This is a genomic window from Pseudomonas fakonensis (assembly GCF_019139895.1).
Classification (GTDB): domain Bacteria; phylum Pseudomonadota; class Gammaproteobacteria; order Pseudomonadales; family Pseudomonadaceae; genus Aquipseudomonas; species Aquipseudomonas fakonensis.
Window position 1 is genome coordinate 4,529,182 of record NZ_CP077076.1, and the last position, 25,561, is coordinate 4,554,742.

At 62.1% G+C, this 25,561-nt stretch carries 19 protein-coding genes; 6 read left to right on the top strand and 13 right to left on the bottom strand.

Going from position 1 to position 25,561, the window contains the following annotated elements; genetic code table 11:
* Window positions 1-49: 49 nt before the first annotated feature.
* Entirely contained in the window at window positions 50-1,171 is a 1,122-nt protein-coding gene (locus KSS94_RS19880; protein ID WP_217839779.1) for a beta-ketoacyl-ACP synthase III, read from the bottom strand.
* A 217-nt stretch (window positions 1,172-1,388) separates the two neighbouring features.
* Window positions 1,389-5,294, bottom strand: a complete 3,906-nt coding sequence (gene hrpA / locus KSS94_RS19885; RefSeq protein WP_217839780.1) for an ATP-dependent RNA helicase HrpA — start codon at window positions 5,292-5,294, stop codon at window positions 1,389-1,391.
* A gap of 250 nt (window positions 5,295-5,544) precedes the next feature.
* Between hrpA and KSS94_RS19890 the strand changes: the two genes are divergently transcribed.
* The 3 genes from KSS94_RS19890 (at window position 5,545) to KSS94_RS19900 (ending at window position 8,499) form a co-directional block, all read left to right on the top strand.
* A complete protein-coding gene (locus KSS94_RS19890) occupies window positions 5,545-5,709 on the top strand; it encodes a hypothetical protein (RefSeq protein WP_217839781.1) in 165 nt (54 codons plus the stop codon).
* Window positions 5,710-5,798: 89 nt separating this feature from the next.
* Window positions 5,799-7,163, top strand: a complete 1,365-nt coding sequence (locus KSS94_RS19895) for a glutamine synthetase family protein (RefSeq protein ID WP_217839782.1) — start codon at window positions 5,799-5,801, stop codon at window positions 7,161-7,163.
* 28 nt (window positions 7,164-7,191) lie between these two features.
* The gene (locus tag KSS94_RS19900) at window positions 7,192-8,499 is read left to right on the top strand and encodes an NAD(P)/FAD-dependent oxidoreductase (protein ID WP_217839783.1); all 1,308 of its coding nucleotides are present in this window, start codon (window positions 7,192-7,194) and stop codon (window positions 8,497-8,499) included.
* 156 nt (window positions 8,500-8,655) lie between these two features.
* Here KSS94_RS19900 and fadD1 read toward each other — a convergent pair whose 3' ends face one another.
* Window positions 8,656-10,353: a long-chain-fatty-acid--CoA ligase FadD1 gene (fadD1, locus tag KSS94_RS19905; protein ID WP_217839784.1), complete on the bottom strand. Its 1,698-nt coding sequence runs from the start codon at window positions 10,351-10,353 to the stop codon at window positions 8,656-8,658.
* A gap of 348 nt (window positions 10,354-10,701) precedes the next feature.
* Window positions 10,702-12,390: a long-chain-fatty-acid--CoA ligase FadD2 gene (gene fadD2 / locus KSS94_RS19910; protein ID WP_217839785.1), complete on the bottom strand. Its 1,689-nt coding sequence runs from the start codon at window positions 12,388-12,390 to the stop codon at window positions 10,702-10,704.
* Window positions 12,391-12,606: 216 nt separating this feature from the next.
* Here fadD2 and KSS94_RS19915 point away from each other — a divergent pair, with 216 nt between their 5' ends.
* Entirely contained in the window at window positions 12,607-13,551 is a 945-nt protein-coding gene (locus KSS94_RS19915) for an alpha/beta hydrolase (protein WP_217839786.1), read from the top strand.
* Window positions 13,552-13,585: 34 nt separating this feature from the next.
* Window positions 13,586-14,056: a MaoC family dehydratase gene (locus tag KSS94_RS19920; protein ID WP_217839787.1), complete on the top strand. Its 471-nt coding sequence runs from the start codon at window positions 13,586-13,588 to the stop codon at window positions 14,054-14,056.
* Between the two features lie 113 nt (window positions 14,057-14,169).
* Here KSS94_RS19920 and KSS94_RS19925 read toward each other — a convergent pair whose 3' ends face one another.
* The 4 genes from KSS94_RS19925 to KSS94_RS19940 form a co-directional block, all read right to left on the bottom strand.
* The gene (locus KSS94_RS19925; RefSeq protein ID WP_217839788.1) at window positions 14,170-15,408 is read right to left on the bottom strand and encodes an RNA polymerase sigma factor; all 1,239 of its coding nucleotides are present in this window, start codon (window positions 15,406-15,408) and stop codon (window positions 14,170-14,172) included.
* Between the two features lie 38 nt (window positions 15,409-15,446).
* Window positions 15,447-15,791, bottom strand: coding sequence for a YciI family protein (locus KSS94_RS19930; protein WP_217839789.1), 345 nt, complete (start codon window positions 15,789-15,791; stop codon window positions 15,447-15,449).
* A gap of 42 nt (window positions 15,792-15,833) precedes the next feature.
* Window positions 15,834-16,259, bottom strand: coding sequence for a YybH family protein (locus tag KSS94_RS19935; RefSeq protein WP_217839790.1), 426 nt, complete (start codon window positions 16,257-16,259; stop codon window positions 15,834-15,836).
* A gap of 103 nt (window positions 16,260-16,362) precedes the next feature.
* Window positions 16,363-16,839 carry a GyrI-like domain-containing protein gene (locus tag KSS94_RS19940; RefSeq protein ID WP_217839791.1) on the bottom strand — a complete coding sequence of 159 codons (477 nt, stop codon included), beginning with the start codon at window positions 16,837-16,839 and terminating at the stop codon, window positions 16,363-16,365.
* 180 nt (window positions 16,840-17,019) lie between these two features.
* Between KSS94_RS19940 and KSS94_RS19945 the strand changes: the two genes are divergently transcribed.
* Window positions 17,020-18,267: an IS256 family transposase gene (locus tag KSS94_RS19945; RefSeq protein ID WP_217839792.1), complete on the top strand. Its 1,248-nt coding sequence runs from the start codon at window positions 17,020-17,022 to the stop codon at window positions 18,265-18,267.
* A 28-nt stretch (window positions 18,268-18,295) separates the two neighbouring features.
* On the opposite strand, the gene KSS94_RS19950 is transcribed toward KSS94_RS19945, so the two are convergent.
* The 5 genes from KSS94_RS19950 to KSS94_RS19970 all read right to left on the bottom strand — a co-directional run bounded on the left by KSS94_RS19950 (window position 18,296) and on the right by KSS94_RS19970 (window position 25,246).
* Window positions 18,296-19,219, bottom strand: a complete 924-nt coding sequence (locus KSS94_RS19950) for a tetratricopeptide repeat protein (protein ID WP_217839793.1) — start codon at window positions 19,217-19,219, stop codon at window positions 18,296-18,298.
* An 85-nt stretch (window positions 19,220-19,304) separates the two neighbouring features.
* Complete coding sequence (locus KSS94_RS19955) at window positions 19,305-20,297, bottom strand: tetratricopeptide repeat protein (RefSeq protein WP_217839794.1); 993 nt, start codon at window positions 20,295-20,297, stop codon at window positions 19,305-19,307.
* A 115-nt stretch (window positions 20,298-20,412) separates the two neighbouring features.
* Window positions 20,413-21,393 (bottom strand): tetratricopeptide repeat protein, encoded by a 981-nt coding sequence (locus KSS94_RS19960; RefSeq protein ID WP_217839795.1) that lies wholly within the window; start codon window positions 21,391-21,393, stop codon window positions 20,413-20,415.
* Between the two features lie 86 nt (window positions 21,394-21,479).
* Window positions 21,480-22,460 carry a tetratricopeptide repeat protein gene (locus KSS94_RS19965; protein WP_217839796.1) on the bottom strand — a complete coding sequence of 327 codons (981 nt, stop codon included), beginning with the start codon at window positions 22,458-22,460 and terminating at the stop codon, window positions 21,480-21,482.
* Window positions 22,460-25,246, bottom strand: a complete 2,787-nt coding sequence (locus KSS94_RS19970) for a hypothetical protein (protein WP_217839797.1) — start codon at window positions 25,244-25,246, stop codon at window positions 22,460-22,462. Before KSS94_RS19970 ends, KSS94_RS19965 begins: the two co-directional genes overlap by 1 nt.
* Window positions 25,247-25,561 lie beyond the last annotated feature (315 nt).

Below are 25,561 nucleotides of genomic sequence, written 5' to 3' on the forward strand. Positions count from 1 at the left end.
GTAGGAGCCGGCTTGCCGGCGATGAGGCCCGACCAGGCGCCAAAAAACGTCAGTGCTTGCGCAGAATCACGCTACCAATCGAATACCCCGCCCCGAACGAGCTGAGCACTGCCACCGAACCCTTGGCCAGGTCATCCTGGTAAAGGTGGAAGGCAATCACGGAACCGGCCGAACTGGTGTTGGCATAACGGTCCAGAATCACCGGCGCCTCTTGCTCATCCACTTCACGCCCCAGCAGCTTCTTGACGATCAGGTGGTTCATGCTGAGGTTGGCCTGGTGCAGCCAGAAGCGCTTGACGTCCGACGGCTGCAGGCCGTTGTCGCCCAGGTGCTTGCCGATCAGTTCGGCGACCATCGGGCAGACTTCCTTGAATACCTTGCGCCCTTCCTGCACGAACAGCTTGTCGCGGGCACCTTCGCCTTCCTCCGCCGCGCGGTTGAGGAAGCCGAAGTTGTTGCGGATATTGTTGGAGAACACCGTCGCCAGCTTGGTGCTGACCACATCGAACTGGTGCTTGGAGGTGGCCAGGTCAGCGCGCTCCACCAGCACGGCAGTGGCGGCGTCACCGAAGATGAAGTGGCTGTCGCGGTCGCGGAAGTTCAGGTGGCCGGTGCAGATCTCCGGGCTGACCACCAGCACCGAACGGGCCTGGCCCAGCTGCACGCTGTTGGCAGCGGTCTGGATACCAAAGGTGGCCGACGAGCAAGCCACGTTCATGTCGAAGGCAAAGCCCTGAATACCCAGCGCCTGCTGCACTTCGATGGCGATGGCCGGGTACGGGCGCTGCAGGTTGGAGCAGGCCACCAGCACGCCGTCGACATCGGCGGCAGTGCGGCCGGCGCGCTCCAGCGCCTGGCGGGCGGCAGCCACGCCCATTTCGCAGAGAATCGACTGCTCGTCGTTGCCGCGCTCGGGCAGGCGCGGCTTCATGCGCTGCGGGTCGAGAATGCCGGCCTTGTCCATGACGAAGCGGCTCTTGATGCCCGAGGCTTTTTCAATGAACGCTGCGTCAGAGACCGGCGCCGCTTCGATTTCACCGCGCTCGATGGCCGCGGCGTTGTCCTGGTTGAACTGTTGCGACCAGGTGTTGAAGGAGGCCACCAGTTCTTCGTTGGAAATACTTTGGGCCGGGGTATACAGGCCGGTGCCGCTGATCACGACGTTATGCACGGTCGTTCCTCTGGTCAGAGGCCATCGCCACGCGGCGCTGGCCGGGAAAAGGGCAACATAATGGCACCTTGGTGCCAATTCAGAGACGAGGGCTGTGCCCTCGATCGCCGGCAAGCTGGCTCCTACAGGGGGACGCGAAACCATGTAGGAGCAGGCTTGCCTGCGATGGGCCGCAAAGCGGCCCAAATTCCGCCAAGTTTGCCACAAGTCGAGGGCGTTAGGCTTCCACCTGACTCCACTGCTTGCTCAGGCGTTTGTCGGAAACCGCCACCTTGGTGCCCAACTGCTGGGCGAACAACGACACCCGGTATTCCTCCAGCAGCCAGCGGTACAGGGCCAGTTGCTCGTCACGCTTGCCCTCCTGGGCATGCTTGTCGGCGCGGGCCTTGTATTGCGCCCAGCAGTTGTTCAGCTCGGCGCTCCACACCCGGTCCTTCTGCACTTGCGAGCCAAGTTTCTCCAGGCGCAGTTCCACCGCCTTGAGGTAGCGCGGCAGCTCCTTTAACCAGGTACCCGGGGTTTCGCGCACGAAGCCCGGGTACACCAGGTTGGCCAGTTGTTGCTTGATATCGTTCAGCGCCACCGCCTGGCTGAGGTCGATCTTGCCCTTGAAGCGCTTTTGCAGGCCATGCCACAGCTTGAGCACTTCAAGCGTAAGGCGGGCCAGGCGCTCGGCATGCTCGGCCCAGTCGCCGCGCTTGCGCTCGGCCAGCGATGCCAGGCCGGCGCCGTCGCGCGGCAGCGGGTCCTCCCCTTCCAGCACGCAGCTGTCCAGGCTGGCCAGCAGAATGTCTTCGACCAACGCATCGACCCGGCCCAGCTCGCGGTACAGCAAGCCCAGCTCGGTCAGCCCCGGCAGCTTGCTGCGCAGGAACTTGGCCGGCTCTGCCAGTTGTTGCAGCAGCAGGCGCTGCAGGGCGCGGCGGTGCTGGAACTCGGCTTCGGCCTGGGTGGAGAACCGCCCCTCGCGCACCGTGCCGTTTTCTTCGACCAGTGCCGGGTAGACGGTCATCGACAGCCCGGCGATCTTCTGCTGGGCGGTCTGCGCCACCTCGGTGAAGGCCTTGGCCTGCACCGGCTGGTCGGCCTTTTCGCTGCGCGGCATCGCCAGCGCCGCCTGGCTCGCGGCAGCGAAGCGTGCGGTCAGCTCGGCCAGGTCGCGGCCTTCACCAAGGAACTTGCCCTGGCCATCGACCACCTCGATGTTCATCCGCAGGTGGCCTTCGACCAGCGAAGCGGCTTCGGCCCAGGCCTCGTCGGACACCCGCGCGCCGGTCATGCGCAGCAGCTCCTGGCCCAGGGCCTGGGGCAGCGCACCCTGGGCGAAACTCATGCGCGACAGCGCCGCCTTGACGAAGTCCGGCACCGGCACGAAGTTCTTGCGCAGCGCCTTGGGCAGGTTGCGCACCAAGGCGATGCACTTGGCCTCCAGCAGCCCCGGTACCAGCCATTCCAGGCGCTCGCCCGGCAGGTTGGGCAGCAGCGGCGCTGGCACCCGCACGGTCACGCCGTCGCGGGGGTGGTTGGGCTCGAAGTGGTAGCTCAGCGACAGGCGCAGCTCGCCGACCTGCAGGTGGTCGGGGTACTGCGCGGCGGTGACCTCGCTGGCCTCGCGGGCCAGCACGTCCTCTTCGCGCATGATCAGCAGGTTGGCGTCCTTCTGGCTGGTGGTGCGGTACCAGCTGTCGAAGGTCGCGCTCTGGTGGATCTCTTCGGGCAGGCGCGCCTCGTAGAAGGCGTACAGGGTTTCTTCGTCGGCCAGGATATCGCGCCGACGCGCCTTGGCTTCCAGCTCGTCGAGCTGTTCAAGCAGGCGTTTGTTGGCTGCCAGGCACCTGGCCCGGGACTGGATTTCACCCCCCACCAGAGCCTCGCGGATGAACAGCTCGCGGGAGGTGACCGGGTCGATCGGGCCATAGTGCACCGGCCGGCGGCCTACCAGGATCAGCCCGTACAGGGTGATCTGCTCGTAAGCCACCACCTGGCCGCGCTTCTTCTCCCAGTGCGGCTCGAAGTGATTCTTCTTGATCAGGTGGCCGGCCAGCGGCTCGATCCAGTCCGGCTCGATTTTCGCCACCATGCGCGCGTACAGCTTGGTGGTTTCTACCAGTTCTGCGGTCATCACCCACTGCGGGCGCTTGCGGCCGATGCCCGACGAGGGGTGCACCCAGAACCTGCGCTGGCGCGCGCCCTGGTAGTCGCCTTCTTCGGTCTTCTGGCCGATCTGGCTGAGCAGGCCGCTGAGGATGGCCTTGTGCATGCGCAGGTAATCGCACGGCTCTTTATTGACCGCCAGTTGCAGCTCGCGGCAGATCAGCGACAGCTGGCGGTGCGCATCGCGCCACTCGCGCAGGCGCAGGTAGTTGAGGAAGTTCTTGCGGCACCAGTTGCGCAAGGGGCTTGCAGTCAGCGCCTGGCGCTGCTCCTCGAAGCCACGCCACAGGTTCACCAGGGCGGCGAAGTCCGAGTCGACGTCCTTCCACTGCGCATGGGCCTGGTCGGCGGCCTGCTGGCGCTCCGGCGGGCGCTCGCGGGGGTCTTGCACCGACAGGGCACTGGCGACGATCAGCACTTCCTGCAGGCTGCCCTGGCGTGCGCCTTCAAGCAGCATGCGGCCCATGCGCGGGTCGATCGGCAGGCGCGCCAGCTGGCGACCCAGCGGGGTGAGCTGGTTCTCGCGGTTGACCGCCGACAGCTCCTGCAGCAGGTTGAAGCCGTCGCTGATGGCCTTGCCATCCGGCGGCTCGATGAACGGGAAGGCATCGATGGCGCCCAGGCGCAGGTGCAGCATCTGCAGGATCACCGCCGCCAGGTTGGTACGCAGGATCTCCGGGTCGGTGAACGCCGGGCGGCCGTTGAAGTCGTCTTCGCTGTACAGGCGGATGCAGATGCCCGGCTCGACCCGGCCGCAACGGCCCTTACGCTGGTTGGCGCTGGCCTGCGACACCGCCTCGATGGGCAGGCGCTGCACCTTGGCGCGGTAGCTGTAGCGGCTGATGCGCGCGGTACCGCTGTCGATCACGTAGCGGATGCCCGGTACGGTCAGCGAGGTCTCGGCGACGTTGGTCGCCAATACCACCCGCCGGCCACTGTGGGACTGGAAGATCTTCTGCTGCTCGGCCGGGGTCAGGCGCGCGTACAGCGGCAAGATTTCGGTGTGGCGCAACTGCGCCTTGCGCAGCATGTCGGCTGCGTCGCGGATCTCTCGCTCGCCAGGCAGGAACACCAGCACATCGCCTGGGCCCTTGCCCTGGCTGCGCTCGTGGTGGGCGATTTCGTCGAGGGTGGCGAGGATCGCCTGGTCGACGGAGATATCATCCTCGACCTGGTTGCCCTCCTCGTCCTGCTCGCGGGTCAGCGGGCGGTACCAGGTGTCCACCGGGTAGGTGCGGCCCGACACCTCGATGATCGGCGCGCCATCGAAGTGCTTGGAGAAGCGCTCAAGGTCGATGGTCGCCGAGGTGATGATCAGCTTGAGCTCGGGGCGCCGGTGCAGCAGGGTCTTGAGGTAGCCGAGCAGAAAATCGATGTTCAGGCTGCGCTCGTGGGCCTCGTCGACGATGATCGTGTCGTAGCGCTCGAGAAAGCGGTCGTGCTGGGTTTCGGCCAGCAGGATGCCATCGGTCATCAGCTTGACCAGGGTGTTCGAATCGCTCTGGTCTTCGAAGCGCACCTGGTAGCCCACCAGTGCCCCCAGCGGCGTGCCCAGCTCTTCGGCAACCCGCGCCGCCACGCTGCGCGCAGCGATACGCCGCGGTTGCGTGTGAGCGATCAGGCCATGGCTGCCGCGACCAAGTTCCAGGCAGATCTTCGGCAACTGGGTGGTCTTGCCCGAGCCGGTTTCGCCGGCGATCACCAGCACCTGGTGTTCGGCCAGGGCTTTTTTGATCTCGTCACGCTTGGCCGCGATCGGCAGGCTGTCGTCGTAACGGATGTTCGGCACGCTCTGCTGGCGCGCGGTGACCTGGGCGAAGGAGGCCTGGACCTTTTCCACCCACTGCGCAAGCTTGGCCTCGTCCGGGCGCTTGCGCAGTTCGTGCAGTTGCCGGCGCAGGCGATGGCGGTCGGCAATCATGGCGTGGTCGAGGTTGTTCAGCAGTTGGTCGATGGCGTGGTCTGTCATGGGGCTTTTTAGTGATGCAGGTGGGCCTGCTTGTACATGATCGGCATTGGTATGGGCTGCGATTGTCGCAGATTTGCCGGGTTGGTGCCGCCTGAACCGGCCGCAGGGGTGAATGTCGTGCGGTCCCTGTAGGAGCCGGCTTGCCGGCGATAGGGCCGGTACAGGCAGCACAAATGTTTAGCCAGGCCCAATGTAAAGGTTGCCATTCACTGCTTTAATCAACCTTACAGCGCATGTGAGTATCAAAGGCATGATCCCCGCCCAGCCCATCGCCCCACCGCACTCGCGCCCTTCGCTACCGAAGGCCCGCAGCCGTGCCGGCGAGAATCCGCTGGTGCACATCATCCTCGCCTTCTGGGCCCTGTGGCACTGCCGCCACGCACGCCCACCGGACACCTCGCCCGCCCAGCACTGAAACCCACCGGCCCTGGCGCCGGCCCAATCAGTCCGACCGTACCTTCAACCAGGGCGGTCCCGTGCGCCCGTGGGCGCGAGCGAACCAACATGCACTTTGCCCCAGCAGAGCAGGCCCGACGTTTTCTGGCCGACAACCCCGATATCGAACTGATCGAGCTGTTCATCCTCGACGCCAATGGCGTGCCCCGCGGCAAGCTGCTGCACCGCGACGAGCTGCTGGCGGTGTACGAAAGCGGCCGGCCACTGCCCAGTACCATCCTCGGCCTGACCCTCAACGGCGACGACGTGGAGAACTCCGGCCTGGTGTGGGACGTCGGCGACATCGACTGCCGCGCCTACCCGCTGGACGCCAGCCTGGTGCGCCTGCCGTGGCGCCGGGTGCCGACCGCTGCGTTGCAGGTGAGCATGCACCCCACAGAAGGCCTGCCGGCCAGCGTCGCCGACCCGCGCCATGTGCTGCTGCGCGTCATCGAGGCGCTCAAGGCCGACGGCTACCACCCGGTGATGGCCTGCGAGCTGGAGTTCTACCTGCTCGACCAGAAGCGCAACGCCCATGGCCACCCGCAGCCGGCACTGGACAACGACGGCGGCCGGCCGCGCAGCACCCAGGTGTACGGGCTGCGCGAGCTGGAGCAGATCGAGCCGTTCCTCGCCGACCTGTATGCCGCCTGCAAGGCGCAAGGCATCCCGGCGCGCACGGCGATTTCCGAATACGCCCCGGGCCAGGTGGAGATCACCCTGGAGCACGGCGACGCCCTGCTGGCCATGGACCAGGCCGTGCGCTACAAGCGCCTGGTCAAGGGCGTGGCCCATGCCCACGGCATGCAGGCCTGCTTCATGGCCAAGCCGTTCGACCATTTGGCCGGCACCGGCATGCACATGCACCTGAGCCTGGCCGACGCCGACGGCAACAACCTGTTCGCCAGCACTGACCCGGCCGGCACGCCGCTGCTGCGCCAGGCGGTGGGCGGCATGCTGCAGCACTTGCGCGAGTCGCTGCTGCTGTTTTGCCCCAACGCCAATTCGTACCGGCGCTTTCAGGCCAACAGCTACGCGCCGCTGGCGCCGACCTGGGGTGTGGACAACCGCACCGTCAGCCTGCGCGTGCCGGGCGGGCCGGCTGCCAGCCGGCATGTTGAGCACCGTATCTGCGGCGCAGACGCCAACCCCTACCTGGCCGCTGCCGCCATTCTGGCCGCCAGCCATGCCGGCATTCGCCAGCAGCTCGACCCCGGCGCGCCGGTGCAAGGCAACGGCTATGCCCAGGCCACCGAGCACCTGCCCACCGACTGGCTGACTACCCTCGATGCCCTGGAGCGTTCGGCCTGGGCCCGCGAAATGCTCGGCGAGGCGTTCGTCGGCGTGTACCTGAAGGTCAAGCGCGCCGAGTACCGCCAGTTCATGGCCGAAGTCAGCGAGCAGGACTGGCGCTGGTACCTGCACCAGGCCTGAGCCCCCCGAACTACAACAAGGAATACCCATGAACGCAGCAGTGAACACCGGGCCCGCCCAGCGCGCGCCGTCCTACTACAGCGCCACTCTCAACGACCACACCGAGTACCCCGCCCTCAAGGGCACGGTGCAGGTGGACGTGGCGATCATCGGCGGTGGCTTTACCGGCGTCGCCACCGCAGTGGAGCTGGCCGAGCGCGGCCTGAAGGTGGCCATCGTCGAAACCAACCGCATCGGCTGGGGCGCCAGCGGGCGCAATGGTGGGCAGGTGACCGGCAGCCTGTCGGGCGACGAGGCCATGCGCACGCAAATGCGCGAGCGGCTCGGTAGCGAGGTGGACGATTTCATCTGGCACCTGCGCTGGCGCGGCCACCAGATCATCGAGCAGCGCGTGGCCCGCTACGGCATCGACTGCGACCTCAAGCACGGCCACCTGCACGCCGCGATGAAACCTGCGCACCTTACCGAACTGCGTGCCTTCGAAGCCGAGGCCCAGCGCCGCGGCATGGGCGAGCAGGTGCAACTGCTCGACCGCACCGCCATGGCCGAGCACCTGCAAAGCCCGCTGTACCTTGGCGCACTGAAGAACCTGCGCAACCTGCACCTGCACCCGCTCAACCTGTGCCTGGGCGAAGCCCGTGCAGCCGCAGGGCTGGGCGCGCTGATCTTCGAAAACTCCGAAGTGCTGCAGATCATCCACGGCCCGCGCCCGGCGGTGGTCACCGCCCAGGGGCGGATCGAGGCGCGCCAGGTGATGCTGGCGGGCGACGTGTACCACAAGCTGGAAAAGCGCCAGCTCAAGGGCAAGATCTTCCCGGCCATGGGCGGCATCGTCACCACCGCGCCACTGGGCGAGCTGGCCGCGCAGATCAACCCGCAGGACCTGGCCGTCTACGACTGCCGCTTCGTCCTCGACTACTACCGCCTGACCGCCGACAAACGCCTGCTGTTCGGCGGCGGCGCCAACTATTCGGGGCGTGATTCGCGGGATATCGAAGCCGAGCTGCGTCCGTGCATCGAGCGCACCTTCCCGGCGCTCAAGGGCGTACCGATCGAGTTCCAGTGGAGCTGCGCCATGGGCATCGTGGTCAACCGCATTCCGCAGCTGGGCAAGCTGTCGGACAACGTCTGGTACTGCCAGGGGTATTCCGGGCACGGCATCGCCACCAGCCACATCATGGGCGAGATCATGGCCGAGGCACTGACCGGCACGTTGGAGAAGTTCGATACCTTTGCCGGCTGCAAGCACATCAAGGTGCCGATGGGCGACTTGCTGGGGAATCCGCTGTTGGCGGCAGGGATGTGGTATTACCAGATGCTCGAGAAGTTGCGCTGAACCTGAGGCAGAAGGCTGTTGTAGGAGCGGCCTTGGGTCGCGAAAGGGCCGCGAAGCGGCCCCAGGCATGCAGCGTTGACTCACGAATCGTTGGGGGCGCTTCGCACCCCTTTCGCGACACAAGGCCGCTCCTACAGAGACCGCGCAGACTGGGTGTCAGGCGATCTTCTTCAGGCCCTGCTTCTTCAGCTCTTCGTCACGCAGCTCGCGGCGCAGGATCTTGCCGACGTTGGTGGTCGGCAGCGCGTCGCGGAACTCGATGGCCTTGGGCACCTTGTAGCCGGTGACGTTGGCGCGCATGTGCTCCATCACCTGCTCCTTGGTCAGGGTCATGCCCGGCTTGACCACGATGAACACCTTGATCACCTCGCCGGACTTTTCATCCGGTACGCCGATGGCGGCGCACTGCAGCACGCCCGGCAGCGCGGCGAGCACGTCTTCGAGCTCGTTCGGGTACACGTTGAAGCCCGACACCAGGATCATGTCCTTCTTGCGGTCGACAATGCGCATGTAGCCGTCCGGCTGGATCAGCGCGATATCGCCGGTCTTCAGCCAGCCATTGCTGTCGAGAATCTCGGCGGTGGCGTCTTCACGCTGCCAGTAGCCCTTCATTACCTGCGGGCCCTTCACGCACAGCTCGCCAACTTCGCCCAGGGGCAGTTCCTGGCCGTTGTCGTCGATGACCTTGCACAGCGTCGAGGGCACCGGAATACCGATGGTGCCGACCTGGTTGGCCTCGGCCGGGTTGACCGCCGCCACCGGGCTGGTCTCGGTCATGCCGTAGCCTTCGCAGATAGCGCAGCCGGTGACCGCCTTCCAGCGCTCGGCCACGCTCAGTTGCAGGGCCATGCCGCCGGACAGGGTGATTTTCAGCGAGGAGAAGTCCAGGCTGCGAAACGCCTCGTTGTTGCACAGCGCAACGAACAAGGTGTTCAGGCCGACGAAACCGCTGAACTTCCACTTGCCCAGTTCCTTGACCATGGCCGGCAGGTCGCGCGGGTTGCTGATCAGCACGTTGTGGTTGCCGATCAGCATCATGGCCATGCAATGGAAGGTGAACGCATAGATGTGGTACAGCGGCAGCGGGGTGATGAGAATCTCGCAGCCTTCGTGCAGGTTCGCGCCCATCAGCGCGCGGCACTGCAGCATGTTGGCCACCAGGTTGCGGTGGGTGAGCATGGCGCCCTTGGCCACCCCGGTGGTGCCGCCGGTGTACTGCAGCACCGCCACGTCGTTGGGCTGCGGGTTGGCCTCGGTGACCGCCCCGCCCTTGCCCAGGGCCAGCGCATCATTGAAGCGCACGGCGTTGGGCAGGTTGTAGGCCGGCACCATCTTTTTCACATACTTGATGACGCTGTTGATCAGCAGGCGCTTGAGCGGTGGCAGCAGGTCGGCCACTTCGGTGACAATGACGTGCTTGACCTGGGTCTTGGGTACGACCTTCTCTGCCAGGTGGGCCATGTTGGCCAGGCACACCAGTGCCTTGGCGCCGGAGTCGTTGAACTGGTGTTCCATTTCCCGCGCGGTGTACAGCGGGTTGGTGTTGACCACGATCAGGCCGGCGCGCATGGCACCGAACACGGCGACAGGGTATTGCAGGACGTTGGGCAGTTGCACGGCGATGCGATCGCCAGGCTTGAGGTCGGTGTGCTGCTGCAGCCAGGCGGCGAAGGCGCCGGACAGCGTGTACAGTTCACCGTAGGTGATGGTCTTGCCCAGGTTGCTAAAGGCAGGTTTGTCGGCAAAACGTTGGCAGGATTGCTTGAGTACGGCCTGGATATTGGGGAATTCGTCAGGATTGATGTCCGCCGTGATCCCGGCTGGGTACTTATCCTTCCAAAAATGTTCGATCATGGAAGCCCGCTCCTTCAGCAACAGCGAATTCGGTACGCGTCGATGCGCTTATTATTGATATGGAAGCCCGGCTCATTGCAAACCGGATCCTCAGAAAGCGCGCCGAGAGTAACAGCTTTGCCAGGGGTCGCCTAGAGGCCGAAACAGGCCGAATGGTCACAAAAATGACTCAAAGAAATATATAAGTCATTTTTAGAGTATTTAACCAAAATGTCGCGTAACTGGCTGAAAGGTCCGAAATAGAGCCCTTGCAGGAGCCGGCTTGGCGGCGATTGGGGCCTGATCTGAAAACACCGCTGCCTGATCGGGCCTTATCGCCGGCAAGCCGGCTCCTACAGGGGGGCGTGGTTATGCGATATCGCGCAGCTCGCGACGCAGGATCTTGCCCACCGGGGTCATTGGCAGCGAATCGCGCAGCACGATGTACTTGGGCACCTTGTAGCCAGTGAAGTTGGCCTTGCAGTAGGCCTTGAGCTCCTCCACACTGACCCCGCCCGCCCGCGCCACCACGAACAGCTTGACCGCCTCGCCGGAGCGTTCGTCCGGCACGCCGATGGCCGCGCAGCTGGCCACCTGCGGGTGGTTCATCACCACATCCTCGATTTCGTTGGGGTACACGTTGAAACCCGAGACGATGATCATGTCCTTCTTGCGGTCGACGATGCGGGTGAAGCCGTCCGGGTCGATGATGGCGATGTCGCCGGTCTTGAACCAGCCCTCGGCGTCCAGCGCCTGGGCCGTGGCTTCGGGCTGCTGCCAGTAGCCCTTCATCACCTGCGGGCCCTGGATGCACAGCTCGCCACGCTCGCCCAGCGGTTGCTCGTTGCCCTCGTCGTCAATTACCTTGAACGCCGTGCCCACCACCGGAATGCCCACGGTGCCCAGGCGCGCCAGCTTGCCGTAGGGGTTGGTGCTGGCCACTGGCGAGGTTTCGGTAAGGCCGTAGCCCTCGACGATGCGGCAGCCCGTCAGCGCCTCCCAGCGCTCGGCCGTGGCCTTCACCAGCGCGGTGCCGCCGGAGTTGGTGACCTTCAAGGCCGAGAAGTCCAGCGCCTTGAACCCGGGGTTGTCCATCAGCGCGACGAACAGCGTGTTGAGCCCCAGCAACGCCGAAAACCGCCACTTGCCCAACTCCTTGATGAAACCCGGAATGTCCCGCGGGTTGGTGATCAGCACGTTGTGGTTGCCGGTGACCATCATGCACATGCAGTTCGCGGTGAACGCGTAGATGTGGTACAGCGGCAGCGGCGCGATCATCACCTCCTGCCCTTCCTTGATCAGCGGTTGGCCGTCAGGCCCGTGCTGGGCAAAGCAGGCCAGCACCTGCAACATATTCGCTACCAGGTTGCCGTGGGTGAGCATGGCGCCCTTGGCAAGGCCGGTGGTGCCGCCGGTGTACTGCAGCACGGCAACGTCATCCAGCGCCTGCGGCACCGCCTGGTGCACCTGCCCGCGGCCCTGGCGCAGCACCTGCTTGAACGACACCGCCTGGGGCAGGCGATAGGCCGGCACCATTTTCTTCACCTTGTCGACCACGGTGTTGACCAGCCAGCCCTTGGCGGCGGGCAGCAGGTCGCCCATCTTCGCCTCGATCAGATAGTCGATGCCGGTGTCGGCCAGCACCGCCTGCACGCGGCTGCCGAACATGTTCAGGTACACCAGGGCACGGGCGCCGGAATCCTTGAACTGGTGGCGCATCTCGCGCTCGGTGTACAGCGGGTTGGTGTTGACCACTACCAACCCTGCGCGCATTGCACCGAACACGGCGATGGGGTACTGCAGCACGTTGGGCATCTGCACCGCGATGCGCTCGCCCGGCTTGAGGTCGGTGTGCTGCTGCAGCCAGGCGGCGAAGGCCGCCGAGTGGCGTTCGAGTTCAGCGTAGCTGAGGGTGACCCCCAGGTTGCTGAAGGCCGGGCGGTCGGCAAAGCGCTTGCAGGAGCGCTCGAAAACTTCGACCACCGAACTGTAGGTGGTCATGTCGAGGGTGGAGGGCACGCCCGCCGGGCGCTTGTCGTTCCAGAATTCGGCTTGCATTTATTGTTGTTCCTCTGCCTGGAGAGTCCTTGCGAGGGCATGGCCCCCGATCGCCGGCAAACCGGCTCCTAACACTGCTGCCGACGTTAGCAGGTCGCCCCGAGGTGGCAAATACGCCAAGTGCCGCCATTAACATTGTGAATCTTATTTGTGCCCTTCCTGCAATCTGGCGCTTTGTGCATACACTGTTGAACCAACCCCCGCGAAGGACCCGCCATGCCCCATGACGCCTTCTGGCTGGCTGCCAGCGAGCATTGCAGCCTTTACGTGCACCAATGGCTGCCGGCCACGCCGGTCAAGGCCGTGGTGCTGCTGGCCCATGGCATGGCCGAGCATGCCGGGCGCTACCAACGCCTGGGCCATGCGCTGAACGCGGCTGGCTTCGCCCTGGTCGCCCACGACCAGCGTGGCCACGGGCGCACCGCCGAGCTGGGCAGCCTGGGCCTGTTCGCCACGCACAATGGCTGGAATGCCGTGGTCAACGACCTGGGCGTGCTGGCCCAGCACATCGGCCAGCAGTTCCCGGGCACGCCGCTGTTTCTGTTCGGCCACAGCATGGGCAGCTACATCGCCCAGGCCTACCTGCTGCACCACAGTGCCAGCCTGCAGGGGGCGATTCTCAGCGGCTCCAACTATCAACCGGCTTTGCTGTACCGCACCGCCCGGCAGATCGCCCGGCTGGAAGCCTGGCGCCAGGGCCCGCTGGGCAAGAGTGCGCTGATCGACTGGCTGTCGTTCGGCTCGTTCAACAAAGCCTTCAAGCCCAACCGTACCGCCTTCGACTGGCTCAGCCGCGACCCGGCCGAGGTAGACAAGTACGTCGCCGACCCGCTGTGCGGCTTTCGCTGCAGCAACCAGCTGTGGCTCGACCTGCTGCTGGGCCTGGCGCAAATCAGCCAGCCCAGGCTGCTGGCGCAGGTCGACCCGAACCTGCCGCTGCTGGTAATTGGCGGCGAATGTGATCCGGTGAGTGCCGGCAAGCGTCTCACCCATCTGGCCGACGCCTTGCGCGCGACCGGCAACCGCCACGTGCAGTTGCGCCTGTACCCCGGCGCGCGGCACGAAGTGCTCAACGAAACCCATCGCGACGAGGTGACCGCCGACATCATCGGCTGGCTGGAACAGGCGCTGGCCCTTGGCCGCCCTGCCCGCAGTGAATGATAGGCGCCCTCCTCGCCCCTCCAAGGAAGCCTCGATGACCCAGGTCACCAACACGCCTTACGAAGCCCTCGAAGTCGGCCAGAAGGCCGAATACAAGAAGTCCGTTGAAGAGCGCGACATCCAGCTGTTCGCCGCGATGTCCGGTGACCACAACCCGGTGCACCTGGATGCCGAGTTCGCTGCCAAGAGCATGTTCCGCGAACGCATCGCCCACGGCATGTTCAGCGGCGCGCTGATCAGCGCCGCAGTGGCCTGCACCCTGCCAGGCCCCGGCACCATCTACCTGGGCCAGCAGATGAGCTTCCAGAAGCCGGTGAAGATAGGCGACACCCTGACCGTGCGCCTGGAAATTCTCGAAAAGCTGCCCAAGTTCAAGGTGCGCATCGCCACCAATGTGTACAACCAGAACGACGAGCTGGTGGTCCAGGGTGAAGCCGAGATCCTCGCGCCGCGCAAGCAGCAGACCGTCGAGCTGGTGAGCCCGCCGAATTTCGTCGCCAGCTGATTTACGCGTCGCTTGCTTCGCGGGTAAACCCGCTCCCACAGGGACCGCATCGCCGTTGAACGCGGCGAAAGCCTGTGGGAGCGGGTTTACCCGCGAAGAGGCCGGCCATGCCATCACCTCAATTCGCGCAAACGCCGCTCGATATGCCGCCGCTCCGGCCCCTGCCGGGTCAACCCCAGCGCCTGCTGCCAAGCCTCCCGCGCCTGCTGCACATTGCCCAGCTGCCGGTGCAGCTCGGCCCGCGCCGCATGGGCCAGGTGGTAATCGCCAAGCTCGCCCCGCGCCAGAATCGCCTCCACCGCCTGCAGCCCCACTGCCGCCCCATCACGCCGCGACAGCGCCACCGCCCGGTTGAGCTCGACCACCGGCGACGGCCAGTGCCGTAGCAGCAATTCATACAAACCAACGATCTCGCCCCAGTCCGTAGCCTGGGCACTGGGCGCCTCGGCATGCACCGCAGCAATCGCCGCCTGCACGCTGTAGGGGCCGATTTCGCCGCTGCGCCACGCCTGCTGCACCAATTGGCAGCCTTCGTCGATCTGCGTCCGGTCCCACAGGCTGCGATCCTGCTCGTCGAGCACCACCAACTCGCCCTCGCTGTCGCTGCGCGCGTTCTGCCGCGACGCCTGCAGCAGCATCAGCGCCAACAGCCCAAGCACCTCGGCATCCGGCAGCAATTGCGCCAGCAGGCGGCCCAGGCGGATCGCCTCGTCGGTGAGCGCCTGGGTGACCACCGCCTCGCCCGCCGACGCCGAATAGCCTTCGTTGAACACCAGGTAGATGACCCGCAGCACGCTTTCCAGGCGCTCGGGCAGCTCGCGTTGCTCGGGCACCTGGTAGGGAATGCCGGCATCACGAATCTTGGCCTTGGCCCTTACGATGCGCTGGGCGATGGTCGCAGGGCTTTGCAAAAACGCCCGGGCAATCTGCTCGGTGGTGAGGTCGCAGACCTCGCGCAGGGTCAGCGGCACCTGGGCATCGGCGGCCAGGGCCGGGTGGCAGCAGGTGAAGATCAGCCGCAGGCGATCGTCGGCCAGCAGCTCTTCGTCGGCCGGGTCCTGGGACTGGCCTTCGAGCAGCAGGATCAGGTCGGCCTGGGAGCGGTCGAAGCGGATCCGCCGGCGCAAGGCGTCGATGGCCTTGAAGCGCCCGGCCGACACCAGCCAGGCCCTGGGGTTGTCGGGGATGCCGTCGCGCTGCCACTGCTGCACAGCCACGAAAAACGCATCGTGCATCGCCTCCTCGGCCAGGTCGAAGTCCCCCAGCAGGCGAATCAAGGTTGCCAGAATGCGCCGCGACTCGCGGCGATAGACGGCGTCCACCTCTGCCCTTACCTGTTCGGCACTGGCCATCAGTCACCCGCACCGCTTCGCTTCATCGCCAAGCTCCGTCAGGGTTGCAGTTCACGCACCGGGCGCACCTCGACGCTGCCCACCCGCGCCGCCGGGATGCCCCTGGCGATGTTCAGCGCCTCGTTGAGGTCACGGGCTTCTACCAGATAAAAGCCGGCCAGCTGCTCCTTGGTTTCGGCAAACGGGCCGTCGGTCAGGCTCATGCGCCCGCCGCGCACCCGCACGGTGGTGGCGGTTTGCACTGGCTTGAGCGCCTCGGCGGCGAGCATGCGCCCGGAGCCGTGGACCGTTTCGGCGTAAGCCATGCATTCGGCGTCTTCGGGGCTGTCGGGCAGGCTGTGCAGCAGCGCTTCCTCACAATAGACCAGGCACAGGTATTTCATGATCGTCTCCAGGCGCGGTGGGCGATGGGCGGTTGCCGTGGTTCAGGGTTTGAGGTCGAACAGGGCCTTTTGCGTTTGCATGTCGAACGGCGCCGACCAGTGCTCATGGATCACCTGCCACTGCCCGCCGCTGCGCCGGTAGCCGACGGTAGCGCGCATGAAACCGCACTGGCTCTCGTCATCGCCGGGGCCGCAACGGTTGAGCCAATGGGCCAGGGCCAGATCGCCGTCGGCATGCACGGTGAGTTCGGCCAGCTCGAACACCATGGGCCCGGTGCACATGCCCATGCACATTTCCCAGTGCGCGCGGTAGGCGGCCTTGCCCTTGAATTGCAGGGCCTGGATGGCATCGAAGGCGAGGATGTCGTCGGCGTAGGGGGCGACGATGCGCTCCACGTCGCGCTCGCGCACGGCCTGCATCCAGTGCTCGATCAGTTGGCGAATTTCGTTTTCGGCGGCGCTGTTCATGGCGGGTTCTCCGAACGAGGTCAAAGGTCGGGCGGCGCAATGGGCGCCGCTTTCACTTCTGGTCGAACGGTAGCCGGGCAGATCGACAACGGCCGGAATTTTTTCAGCGCGCCAGCGGCAGCCAGATTTCCATCACCGCCTGCGGGTCGGCAGGGTCGAAACCTGCCGGGTAGCGCTCGAACAGCGCAGCATTGGCCTGCTGCTCGCCCGAGGCCGGCAGCCACTGCTGGAAGATGGCATTGAAGGTGGCCGGCAGGCCTTGCAGGCTGCCGTGGTGCTCGAACACCGCGTAGTGTTGCGGGGCCAGGGTCAGCTGGCTGAAGCCCTCGGGCAGGCTGGCGGCAGTGCTTACTTCGACCCCGGCCAGGTAGTCGAAGCCGCCCTGATCATCGGGGTTGTAGCACACGCCATAGCTGTCATGGCCATGGGCACCCGGCACCTGGCCGATATGCGGGCCGAAGCGCTGCCACAGGCGCGGCAGGCCGCTGAGGTCGGACATGTTGAAGCGTTCGGCGAAGCCGGCCAGAGTCAGGGTTCGGCCGTCTTCGTGGCGGGCGGGGGAGATTGCGCGGGTGTCCATGATCGCGGTCCGGCTGGGGGAAGAGATCAGTACTCTAGCTTTCGGGTGAAGAAAGACAAAGGGGGATGGGTGGCTTTCCATTCGGCGGCGAATGCTTTGGCTTGTTCGATTTGTTCAGAGGTCATTTTGAGGGTGTCAGAAATTTTGTGTTCGGGCATAACATGAGTAAGAGGTGCATGTATGCCAACCAAGAAGAAACCCTTGCGTGACCTGCCCAAAATCCCCAAAGAGCTGCTGGAGCAGTTCGGTGAGGGCCTGATGTCCGCAGAAGCTATTGAGGATGCCTCTGCGGCGTTCAAGAAGGCCCTGATCGAGCGCGCCTTGAGTGCCGAGCTCGGTCACCACCTGGGCTATCCTCCGGGCGCGCAGCGCCCGGAGGATGAAACCAATCAGCGTAACGGCAAGAGTAGCAAGACGGTTTTGACCGGTGATGGCCCGCTACGGCTGGAAATCCCTCGTGATCGCGACGGTAGTTTTGCGCCCATTCTGATCCCCAAGCATGAGCGGCGTTACACCGGTTTCGATGACAAGATCATCGCCATGTACGCCCGTGGAATGACGGTCAGAGAGATCCGAGCCTTTCTGTCCGAGCAGTATGGAACAGAGGTCTCACCCGACTTCATCAGCTCTGTGACAGACGAGGTCATGGACGAGATTGGCGCGTGGCAACAGCGGCCACTGGAGCCGATGTACCCGGTCATTTTCTTCGATGCGCTGCGGGTGAAGATCCGCGAAGAGGGCCTGGTGCGCAACAAGGCCATTTACTTGGCCCTGGGCGTTCTTCCCGACGGAACGCGAGATATCCTGGGCATCTGGATCGAGAACACCGAGGGTGCGAAGTTTTGGATGAAGGTCTTTAACGATCTCAAGACGCGCGGTGTCGAAGATGTGCTGATTGCCGTGACCGATGGCCTCAAAGGTATGCCAGAGGCTCTCAGTGCCGTGTTTCCAGAGACGACGTTGCAAACGTGCATCGTACACCTGATCCGCAACAGCCTCGACTTCGCGGCCTGGGACAAGCGGCGAGCTCTGGCCAAGGAGCTGAAGCCGATTTACCAAGCCATCAATGCTGAAGCGGCTGAGCAAGCACTCGATGAGTTTGAGAACGGGCCGTGGGGCGAGAAATATCCAACGGTGGTGGCTGCTTGGAGACGGGCTTGGGATCGCGTGATTCCATTCTTTGTTTTCCCGCCCGCCATCCGGAAGGTGATCTATACCACCAACGCCATCGAGAGCATCAACGCCCAGCTACGCAAGGTCATCAAGACTCGTGGGCATTTCCCGAATGATGACGCAGCGACCAAACTGATCTGGCTGGGATTGCGCAACATAACAGCCAATTGGGGAAAGCCGGCCCATGACTGGAAAAGCGCGATGAATCAATTTGCGATTCTGTATGGAGATCGGTTCATCAGGCCGACCTGGTGAGAATCAGGGCCTGCCTGACGGCAGGCCGTTACCGGCCCGCACACAAAAAATCTGACAGTCCCGTCATTTTTTTGCCAATCTTCTCAAGCTTTTCTGCGACATAAACGTCCATTGCTCCTCCACCATCCAGCTCAAGCAGAGTCCAGATCAAGCCATAACCCTTAACAAGGTCCAGTTCAAAGCCCATTCCCTCCGGTGTATGAGCAAGATAAGCACCGTAGGCACTTACTGCATCAGCATCTCCTTGCAACACCATATCGACAACTATCTCCCTAACCCTCTCCTCCTCACCACGCTTCTGAAGAATTTCAATATAGTAGTCCATGGCAGTACGGTGTCCCGACTCACCCGCACTTTTCAACAGGGCCTCTACTTTTTCCCCACGTCCCCAAGGAGGAAAGTAGAATTTTTCACCATCTTTATACATCATAGCTAAACGATATTGAGCTTCCGGATATCCGGCTTCTGCCGAGCGTTCCAACCAAGATGACCCACCTCCCATCAAGGCTCGCATATACATCGCCTCACCATCACCTTGCTCGGCCAATTGCTCCGTAGTACTCCTCGCCAAGCGATACCAATCCCTGGCGCTACGCTCACCCACCGGACAATTCCCCATTACTTCGCAGAGGTCATTACCGCTTGTTGCCAGTTGATACATTGCATAGTAGTCACCTTGCTCAGCGGCGGCGACATACCACTTGTGAGCTTCGCCGGTCATGTATCGACTTGCCAGCCTGAGCTCTTCCGCCAAGTAATACTGTGCCTCGCTATCTCCTGCCTGTGCAGCTATCCTCAGGTAGTGCTCAGCAGTCTTTTTCTGGCGATACAGAATCATGCCTTGAGTCTTCGCCTGTACCTGTTCAGAGGTAAGCACAGCAGCGTGATTCAGGGACCATGGCAGCATCAAGACAAGGGATATGGCCAGCGCCAGCTGCTTGGACCGAATCATTACAATGCTCGCACAAGTGCTGAATACATTCGATAGGAATAGCGGTTATGCGTCATCATTACACGCCAACATTAACCAGATAAATTTAATACTTCAGCTTTCGAGTAAAGAAAGATAGCGGCGGATGCGTAGCTTTCCACTCGACGGCAAATGCTTTGGCTTGTTCTATTTGCTCAGACGTCATCTTCTCTCCTATTTCTTTAAGCTTATCCTCAACGTAGACCTCCATCCCGCCGCCCCCGTCCAGCTCAAGCAAAGTCCACATCAGACCATATCCCTTTACTAGGTCAAGCTCAAACCCCAACCCTTCCGGAGTATGAGAAAGGTACACACCATAAGCACCTACCGCGCTAGCGTCTCCTTCCAACGCCATTTCTACAATAATGTTCCGCACCGTTTCTAAGTCGCCACGTTTCTGAAGAATATCCATATAGTAATCCATGGCTATACGGTGGCCCGACTCACCAGCATGTTTGAAAAGCGCCTCAATTTTTTCCCCCTTCCTCCAAGGAGGAAAGTAAAACTTATCTCCATCCTTATACATGATTGCTAAACTATACTCAGCTTCCGGATAACCCGCTTCTGCAGAACGCTCCAACCAAGGAAAACCGCCCCCCATCAGCGCGAGCATGTACATCGCTTCTCCATCACCTTGCTCCGCCAATCGCTCCGTAGTATTACGCGCCAGGCGATACCAGTCCTCAGGACTACGCTTATCAACCGGGCAGCTCTCCATAATCTGGCAGAGATCATCGCCACTCCTTGCCAGTTGATACATCGCATAATAATCACCTTGCTCAGCCGCCGCGACGTACCACTTGTGAGCTTCACCAGTCATGAATTTATTGGCCAGCTGCAGCGACTCCGCCAGGTAGTATTGGGCTTCGCTATCTCCAGCTTGGGCCGCTATTCTAAGGTAGGGTTGGGCCGAATTAGCTTTCTTCTGACGGTACAGGACCAGCCCTTCTTCCTTCGCTTTCGCTTGTTCAGCTGTGAGCACGGCAGCATTAGCCAGAGGTGAAGAGAGCGCAAGAACAGAATACAACGCCAGCGCTACTCCACTAATCCTTTTCAACAAGCTAGCCTCCTCAAACTCTCAGACACTTGTCAACTTCCACCATAGAAAAACATCGCACCCGCATAGAACTTCTCCCTGCCAGACCTAAACACCCCTTACTCCATACACACCCAGATTAGTACTCTAGTTTTCGCCTGAAGAAAGATAGCGGCGGATGGGTAGCTTTCCATTGCACAGCAAAAACTTTTGCTTGTTCAAGCTGCTCAGACGTCATCTTTCTCGCAATAGCTTCTAGCTTTCTTTCAGCATAAACGAGCATGGCACCACCACCATCCAGTTCAAGCAGTGTCGAGATCAGGCCATAGCCCTTAACAACGTCCAACTCGAAACCCATCCCCTCCGGTGTATGAGCAAGGTAAGCCCCGTAGGCACTTACTGCGTTAGCATCTCCTTGCAGCACCATATCGACAACTATCTCCCTAACCCTCTCATCTTCACCACGCTTCTGAAGAACTTCAATATAGTAGTCCATGGCAGTACGGTGTCCCGACTCACCCGCACTTTTCAACAAGGCCTCTATTTTTCTCCCACGCTCCCAAGGAGGAAAGTAGAATTTCTCACCATCTTTATACATCATAGCTAAACGATATTGAGCTTCCGGATATCCGGCTTCTGCCGAGCGTTCCAACCAAGATGACCCACCTCCCATCAAGGCTCGCATATACATCGCCTCACCATCACCTTGCTCGGCCAATTGCTCCGTAGTACTCCTCGCCAAGCGATACCAATCCCTAGCGCTACGCTCACCCACCGGACAATTCCCCATTACTTCGCAGAGGTCATTACCGCTTGTTGCCAGTTGATACATTGCATAGTAGTCACCTTGCTCAGCAGCGGCGACATACCACTTATGGGCCTCGCTGGTCATGTAGCGATTATCCAATTTAATCTGTTCCGCCAGATAATACTGAGCTTCACTATCACCAGCCTGCGCCGCTACTTTAAGATAGGGCATGGCATTCTTTTTCTGACGATATAAAATCATGCCTTGGGTCTTCGCCTGTGCCTGCTCAGCAGTGAGTACAGCGGCGTGATTCAAGGACCATGGCAGCGTAAAAATGAGAGCTAACGCCAGCACTAACTTTCTGGATCGCATGATTACAACACCCGCACTAGAGCATACAAATACGAGAACAGTAGAATTTAGCTACTAACATCATACACCGATGTTAATCATGCAGCTTAATACTCCAGCTTTCGAGTAAAGAAAGACAATGGTGGATGCGTAGCTTTCCACTCGACGGCAAATGCTTTCGCTTGCTCAATTTGCTCAGATGTCATTTTCCTGCCAATTTCTTCAAGCATATCCGCAACAAAAACATCCATAGCCCCGCCACCATCCAGCTCAAGCAGCGTCCACATCAGCCCATAACCTTTTACAAGATCCAGCGCAAACCCCATCTTGTCTGGCGTATGGGCAACATAGGCCGCATACGTACCCACAGCGTTAGCATCTCCCTGAGACGCCAAATCTACAATTATCCTTCTAACGCTATCTATATCACCTCGCTTCTCAAGAATATCGAGGTAATAATCCATTGCTATACGATGCCCAGACTCACCAGCGTGCTTGAACAGAGCCTCTATTTTCTCGCCCCGCCTCCAAGGTGGAAAATAAAATTTATCACCGTCTTTATACATGATTGCCAGACGGTACTCAGCTTCAGGATATCCCGCATTGGCCGAACGCTCCAGCCAGGGGAATCCCCCCCCCAACAAGGCAAGCATATACATAGCCTCACCATCACCCTGCTCGGCCAACCGTTCCGTCGTACTGCGTGCTAGACGGTACCAGTCCTTGGCGCTACGTTTATCTGCTGGGCAGTTCTCCATGATCTCGCAGAGGTCATCGCCCCCCCTAGCCAATTGATACATTGCATAGTAGTCACCTTGCTCCGCGGCGGCGACATACCATTTGTGAGCCTCGCTGGTCATGTAGCGGCTTGCTAATTTTAGTTCCTCCGCCAAGTAATACTGTGCCTCACTATCTCCCGCCAGAGCTGCCACCCGAAGATATGGCTCAGCAGTCTTTTTCTGGCGATACAAGATCATGCCTTCGTTTTTCGCCTTCGCCTGTTCTGCAGTGAGCACTGCGGCGTGACACAGAGAAAATGGCAATATTAGGAGGAAAGACAGCACCAGCGCTATATCTTTAGATCGCATCACTGCCCTTCCCCCGTGTAAACAGCCCGCACGCCCGGCAAATAGGTTTTGCCGTAATATTCGCTCCTCGTGCAAAACTCATCACTTCCTGCCCCGAGTTCCAAAACAGAAACTCTATAACGCGCGCGCATATCACTGTTGCGCTTAGCCTGCCCACCAAAACTCATAACATTTACAGCCATAAATTGATCCATACGCAACCTAGCTTCACAGTAAGCCTGCCCCTGATTCTCTACCTTGGCCCCGAACCTGTTCATCCTTGAACATGCCTCTGCAAACTGTGCCATTGCCTCTTGCATCCTGTTCTTGCCTTTGGCATCCCTGAGAATCCAAGTCAAGATCCTTTCAATTGCCGTTTGTTGAAGCAAATGGCAACCGGCTTTATCGTACGAACTCTTTTTGTCCTCCATCAAATCCGCACCTTCGTCCCCTTGTTCAACTTCGAAGGCTTTAGGATCACTCAACAACGTCATCAACATCGGCCCCAACGCCTCCGGCGGCGCGCCCACAAACCAGCATCGCAGTGCCTCCTGGTCCCGATGTGACAGCAACTGATACGCAATCGGCCCACCCCTACCTGCACTGGTCAACGCCTCATACAAGCTCATCACGATATCCATCCCCAGCATGTACACGATGGACACGTCCAACCCCGCCCCACCCAGCAGAGTCAGCCTGCTGATGAATTCGAAGGCGATGGGGTCGACCCAGTCCAACCGCCGGTACTGGTTATCGCGCAACGCCCTGCGGACCAGGTTGATCAGGTCGACAACCGCCTCGTAACCCACGGCGAAATCCAGGCTGCCGCTGGCCCCGGCACCCGCCACCACCGAGGCCTTGATGCGCAGCAGCAGGGTGCCCTTGGTCAGCGACAGGTTGATCTCGCGCTGCATCCCAAGCCCCGCGGCAACGGCCCCGCTGGCTTCCAGGCGGGCAAGGCTCAGCCAGCCGTCATCGGTGCTCATACCCAGGGAAGGCGCCCGGCGCAGCTCTGCCAGCTGGGCGGGGGGTGCCCAGTTGAGCGCGCCGGTGACCTTGATGCCGGCCTGCACACCGGCGAACAGGTTGAAGCTGGCCACGGCCCCGTCTTCGATCTTGACGTTGGCGCCCTTGCCGGTCACGAGCTGCCCGGATTGGGCGTTGTCGACGCGGGTTGCAGTGTTGCCTTCGCGCTCTGCGGGCTGGACCGCGCTCAGGGTGGTGCCGTACCCGGTTTTGTCCCGGGCCAGCTGAACCTTGGCCGCCAGCAGCAGCGAAGCCCCCGCAAACCCCCAGGCCCGCGCGCTCAAGTGCAAGGAGAAACGCCCCAGGTCGAGCTCGGCCCGCTGGCCCTGGTAGTCGGTATAGGCCGCCTTGATCGATTGCGCCGCACGCCTTTCTGGCAGGTCGATCTTGCCAAGCTCCACTTCGCCGCGGGCCAGGTCGATGTCCAGCGACAGCTCTGCCTCGGCCTTGAAGCCTTCAAGAGACAAGCCCGACTCGGCCTTGACGTTGCCGTAAAGCGACGACCTGGGCGGTGAAAGCAGGCGCACCAGCTGGGCCTGCGGGCTGGCATCGAACAGGCGCAGCTGGTTGCGCACATCATCGGCAAACAACACCTGGCGCAGGCGCTGGCCCCAGTCCTTGCGCATGCCCTCATCGTCGAGGGTTTTCACCCGGTAGCCCTTGGCCTCGAGATAGTTGCGGAACAACTCGACATCGAAGCAGCCCTGGGCGTCGAACCAATCACTTTGCTGATCCTTGACCCTGGCCGAGCCCATGTTCAGCAGCCAGTCCTTGAACGCCGAATCGCTGCGGTCCTCGGCTTGCTTGTTTTCGCCGCTGAGCTTCACGTCTGCCTTGCCCTCGGCATTCGGCTTGCCAAGGCCCGCGAGCGTGGGGTCGTAGAGTTGCTGCAGGTCTGCAGAACTCAAATGCTGCAGCGGCCTGTCAGGGGTATTGGGCAGGCTCACCTCGCGCAGCGGAAAGTCGCCCTTCACCAGGCTCTCCACCGGCTTTGGCGCGAAGCGCTCCGGCTCCCACAGCAGGTGCAGCCGCGGGGTGCTGCTGCTGATTGCCTGGCTTGCCTCCTGGTAAAGCTGCCGGGCCTTGTCTTCGAGGCTGCGCCACATGTTGCACTCCACCTCCACCAGGCTGTTCGGCGCCCGGTGGTTGTCGCCCGTGGCCCGCACCCAAGCCTTGTACTTGGCTTCCAGGCGTTGCTGGATCTGCTGCTGGCGCGCCAGCAGCGCCATGTAGCGCTTGAAGCGCTGCACACCCTGGGTGATCGCTGCCGAACTATTGCCCGCCAGGGCATACTCGGGCAGGGCCAGGCCATACTCGGCAGCCTTGAGAATGGCTTGCACGTAGGCGGCGTAGGCAAATGGCGTGACGTTGTTCTGCCGCCACGTGATGTGATCGCGCAATTTATCGGGCTGCTCGAGGCCATTGACGACCGTCAGCGCAAGGCGCTCCCGGTCTTCAACCAGCAGCTCGGCGATTTTTTCCTGGCTGTAGACTGGCATTTCGCCGTCTTTGAGCAGCGTTTTGCGCGCTTCAAGGTAGGCCTGCACCGCCTCGCGGGCGGCCACGGCCTGGGGGGTGAACAACTGGCCGGACTCGTAGGCGTAACCCTGCTGACGCGCGGCAGCGACGGCCTGCCGGTGCAGGCCCTCCCACTGGCGCAGGTTTGCTTGGCGCTCGGCATTGGCTTTATGGGCCAGGTTGCGCGGGTCGCTGTAAAGCGCAGCGAGCTCCTGCTTCAGCGCCTCGGGCGCAGCGGGCTCCTGGGCCTCGAAGCCCTGCATCCAGGCCTTGTCTTCACCTTCCAGAAACAGGCTCAGCCGCGGCTCCAGGAAGTACTCGAGCAGCTCGCTGAGGTCCAGGCCACGGGCACGTGCCTCTGCACTTTGGCCGGCGACGACGTTCGAATCGAGGGTGTGGATGGCTTCTTCGATCAGGCCCAGGGCACGCTTGCGTAGCAGCCAGAAGGCCTTTTCCTGCGGGGAGTAGAGGATGCTTTCGAAGACGGTCGAGCACGGCAGGTCTGGTTCGTCGAAGGATACCTGGCACTCTGCGGGCTTTTCGACCTTGGCGTCGAGTATCAGCACTTCTGGCGCCGA

Excerpts from the sequence above, each read along its gene's own strand:
- hrpA (WP_217839780.1), bottom strand. The coding sequence starts at position 5,294 with ATGACAGACCACGCCATCGACCAACTGCTGAACAACCTCGACCACGCC.
- KSS94_RS19890 (WP_217839781.1), top strand. The coding sequence starts at position 5,545 with ATGATCCCCGCCCAGCCCATCGCCCCACCGCACTCGCGCCCTTCGCTA.
- KSS94_RS19895 (WP_217839782.1), top strand. The coding sequence starts at position 5,799 with ATGCACTTTGCCCCAGCAGAGCAGGCCCGACGTTTTCTGGCCGACAAC.
- KSS94_RS19900 (WP_217839783.1), top strand. The coding sequence starts at position 7,192 with ATGAACGCAGCAGTGAACACCGGGCCCGCCCAGCGCGCGCCGTCCTAC.
- fadD1 (WP_217839784.1), bottom strand. The coding sequence starts at position 10,353 with ATGATCGAACATTTTTGGAAGGATAAGTACCCAGCCGGGATCACGGCG.
- fadD2 (WP_217839785.1), bottom strand. The coding sequence starts at position 12,390 with ATGCAAGCCGAATTCTGGAACGACAAGCGCCCGGCGGGCGTGCCCTCC.
- KSS94_RS19915 (WP_217839786.1), top strand. The coding sequence starts at position 12,607 with ATGCCCCATGACGCCTTCTGGCTGGCTGCCAGCGAGCATTGCAGCCTT.
- KSS94_RS19920 (WP_217839787.1), top strand. The coding sequence starts at position 13,586 with ATGACCCAGGTCACCAACACGCCTTACGAAGCCCTCGAAGTCGGCCAG.
- KSS94_RS19925 (WP_217839788.1), bottom strand. The coding sequence starts at position 15,408 with ATGGCCAGTGCCGAACAGGTAAGGGCAGAGGTGGACGCCGTCTATCGC.
- KSS94_RS19930 (WP_217839789.1), bottom strand. The coding sequence starts at position 15,791 with ATGAAATACCTGTGCCTGGTCTATTGTGAGGAAGCGCTGCTGCACAGC.
- KSS94_RS19935 (WP_217839790.1), bottom strand. The coding sequence starts at position 16,259 with ATGAACAGCGCCGCCGAAAACGAAATTCGCCAACTGATCGAGCACTGG.
- KSS94_RS19940 (WP_217839791.1), bottom strand. The coding sequence starts at position 16,839 with ATGGACACCCGCGCAATCTCCCCCGCCCGCCACGAAGACGGCCGAACC.
- KSS94_RS19945 (WP_217839792.1), top strand. The coding sequence starts at position 17,020 with ATGCCAACCAAGAAGAAACCCTTGCGTGACCTGCCCAAAATCCCCAAA.
- KSS94_RS19950 (WP_217839793.1), bottom strand. The coding sequence starts at position 19,219 with ATGATTCGGTCCAAGCAGCTGGCGCTGGCCATATCCCTTGTCTTGATG.
- KSS94_RS19960 (WP_217839795.1), bottom strand. The coding sequence starts at position 21,393 with ATGCGATCCAGAAAGTTAGTGCTGGCGTTAGCTCTCATTTTTACGCTG.
- KSS94_RS19965 (WP_217839796.1), bottom strand. The coding sequence starts at position 22,460 with ATGCGATCTAAAGATATAGCGCTGGTGCTGTCTTTCCTCCTAATATTG.
- KSS94_RS19970 (WP_217839797.1), bottom strand. The coding sequence starts at position 25,246 with ATGCAGGGCTTCGAGGCCCAGGAGCCCGCTGCGCCCGAGGCGCTGAAG.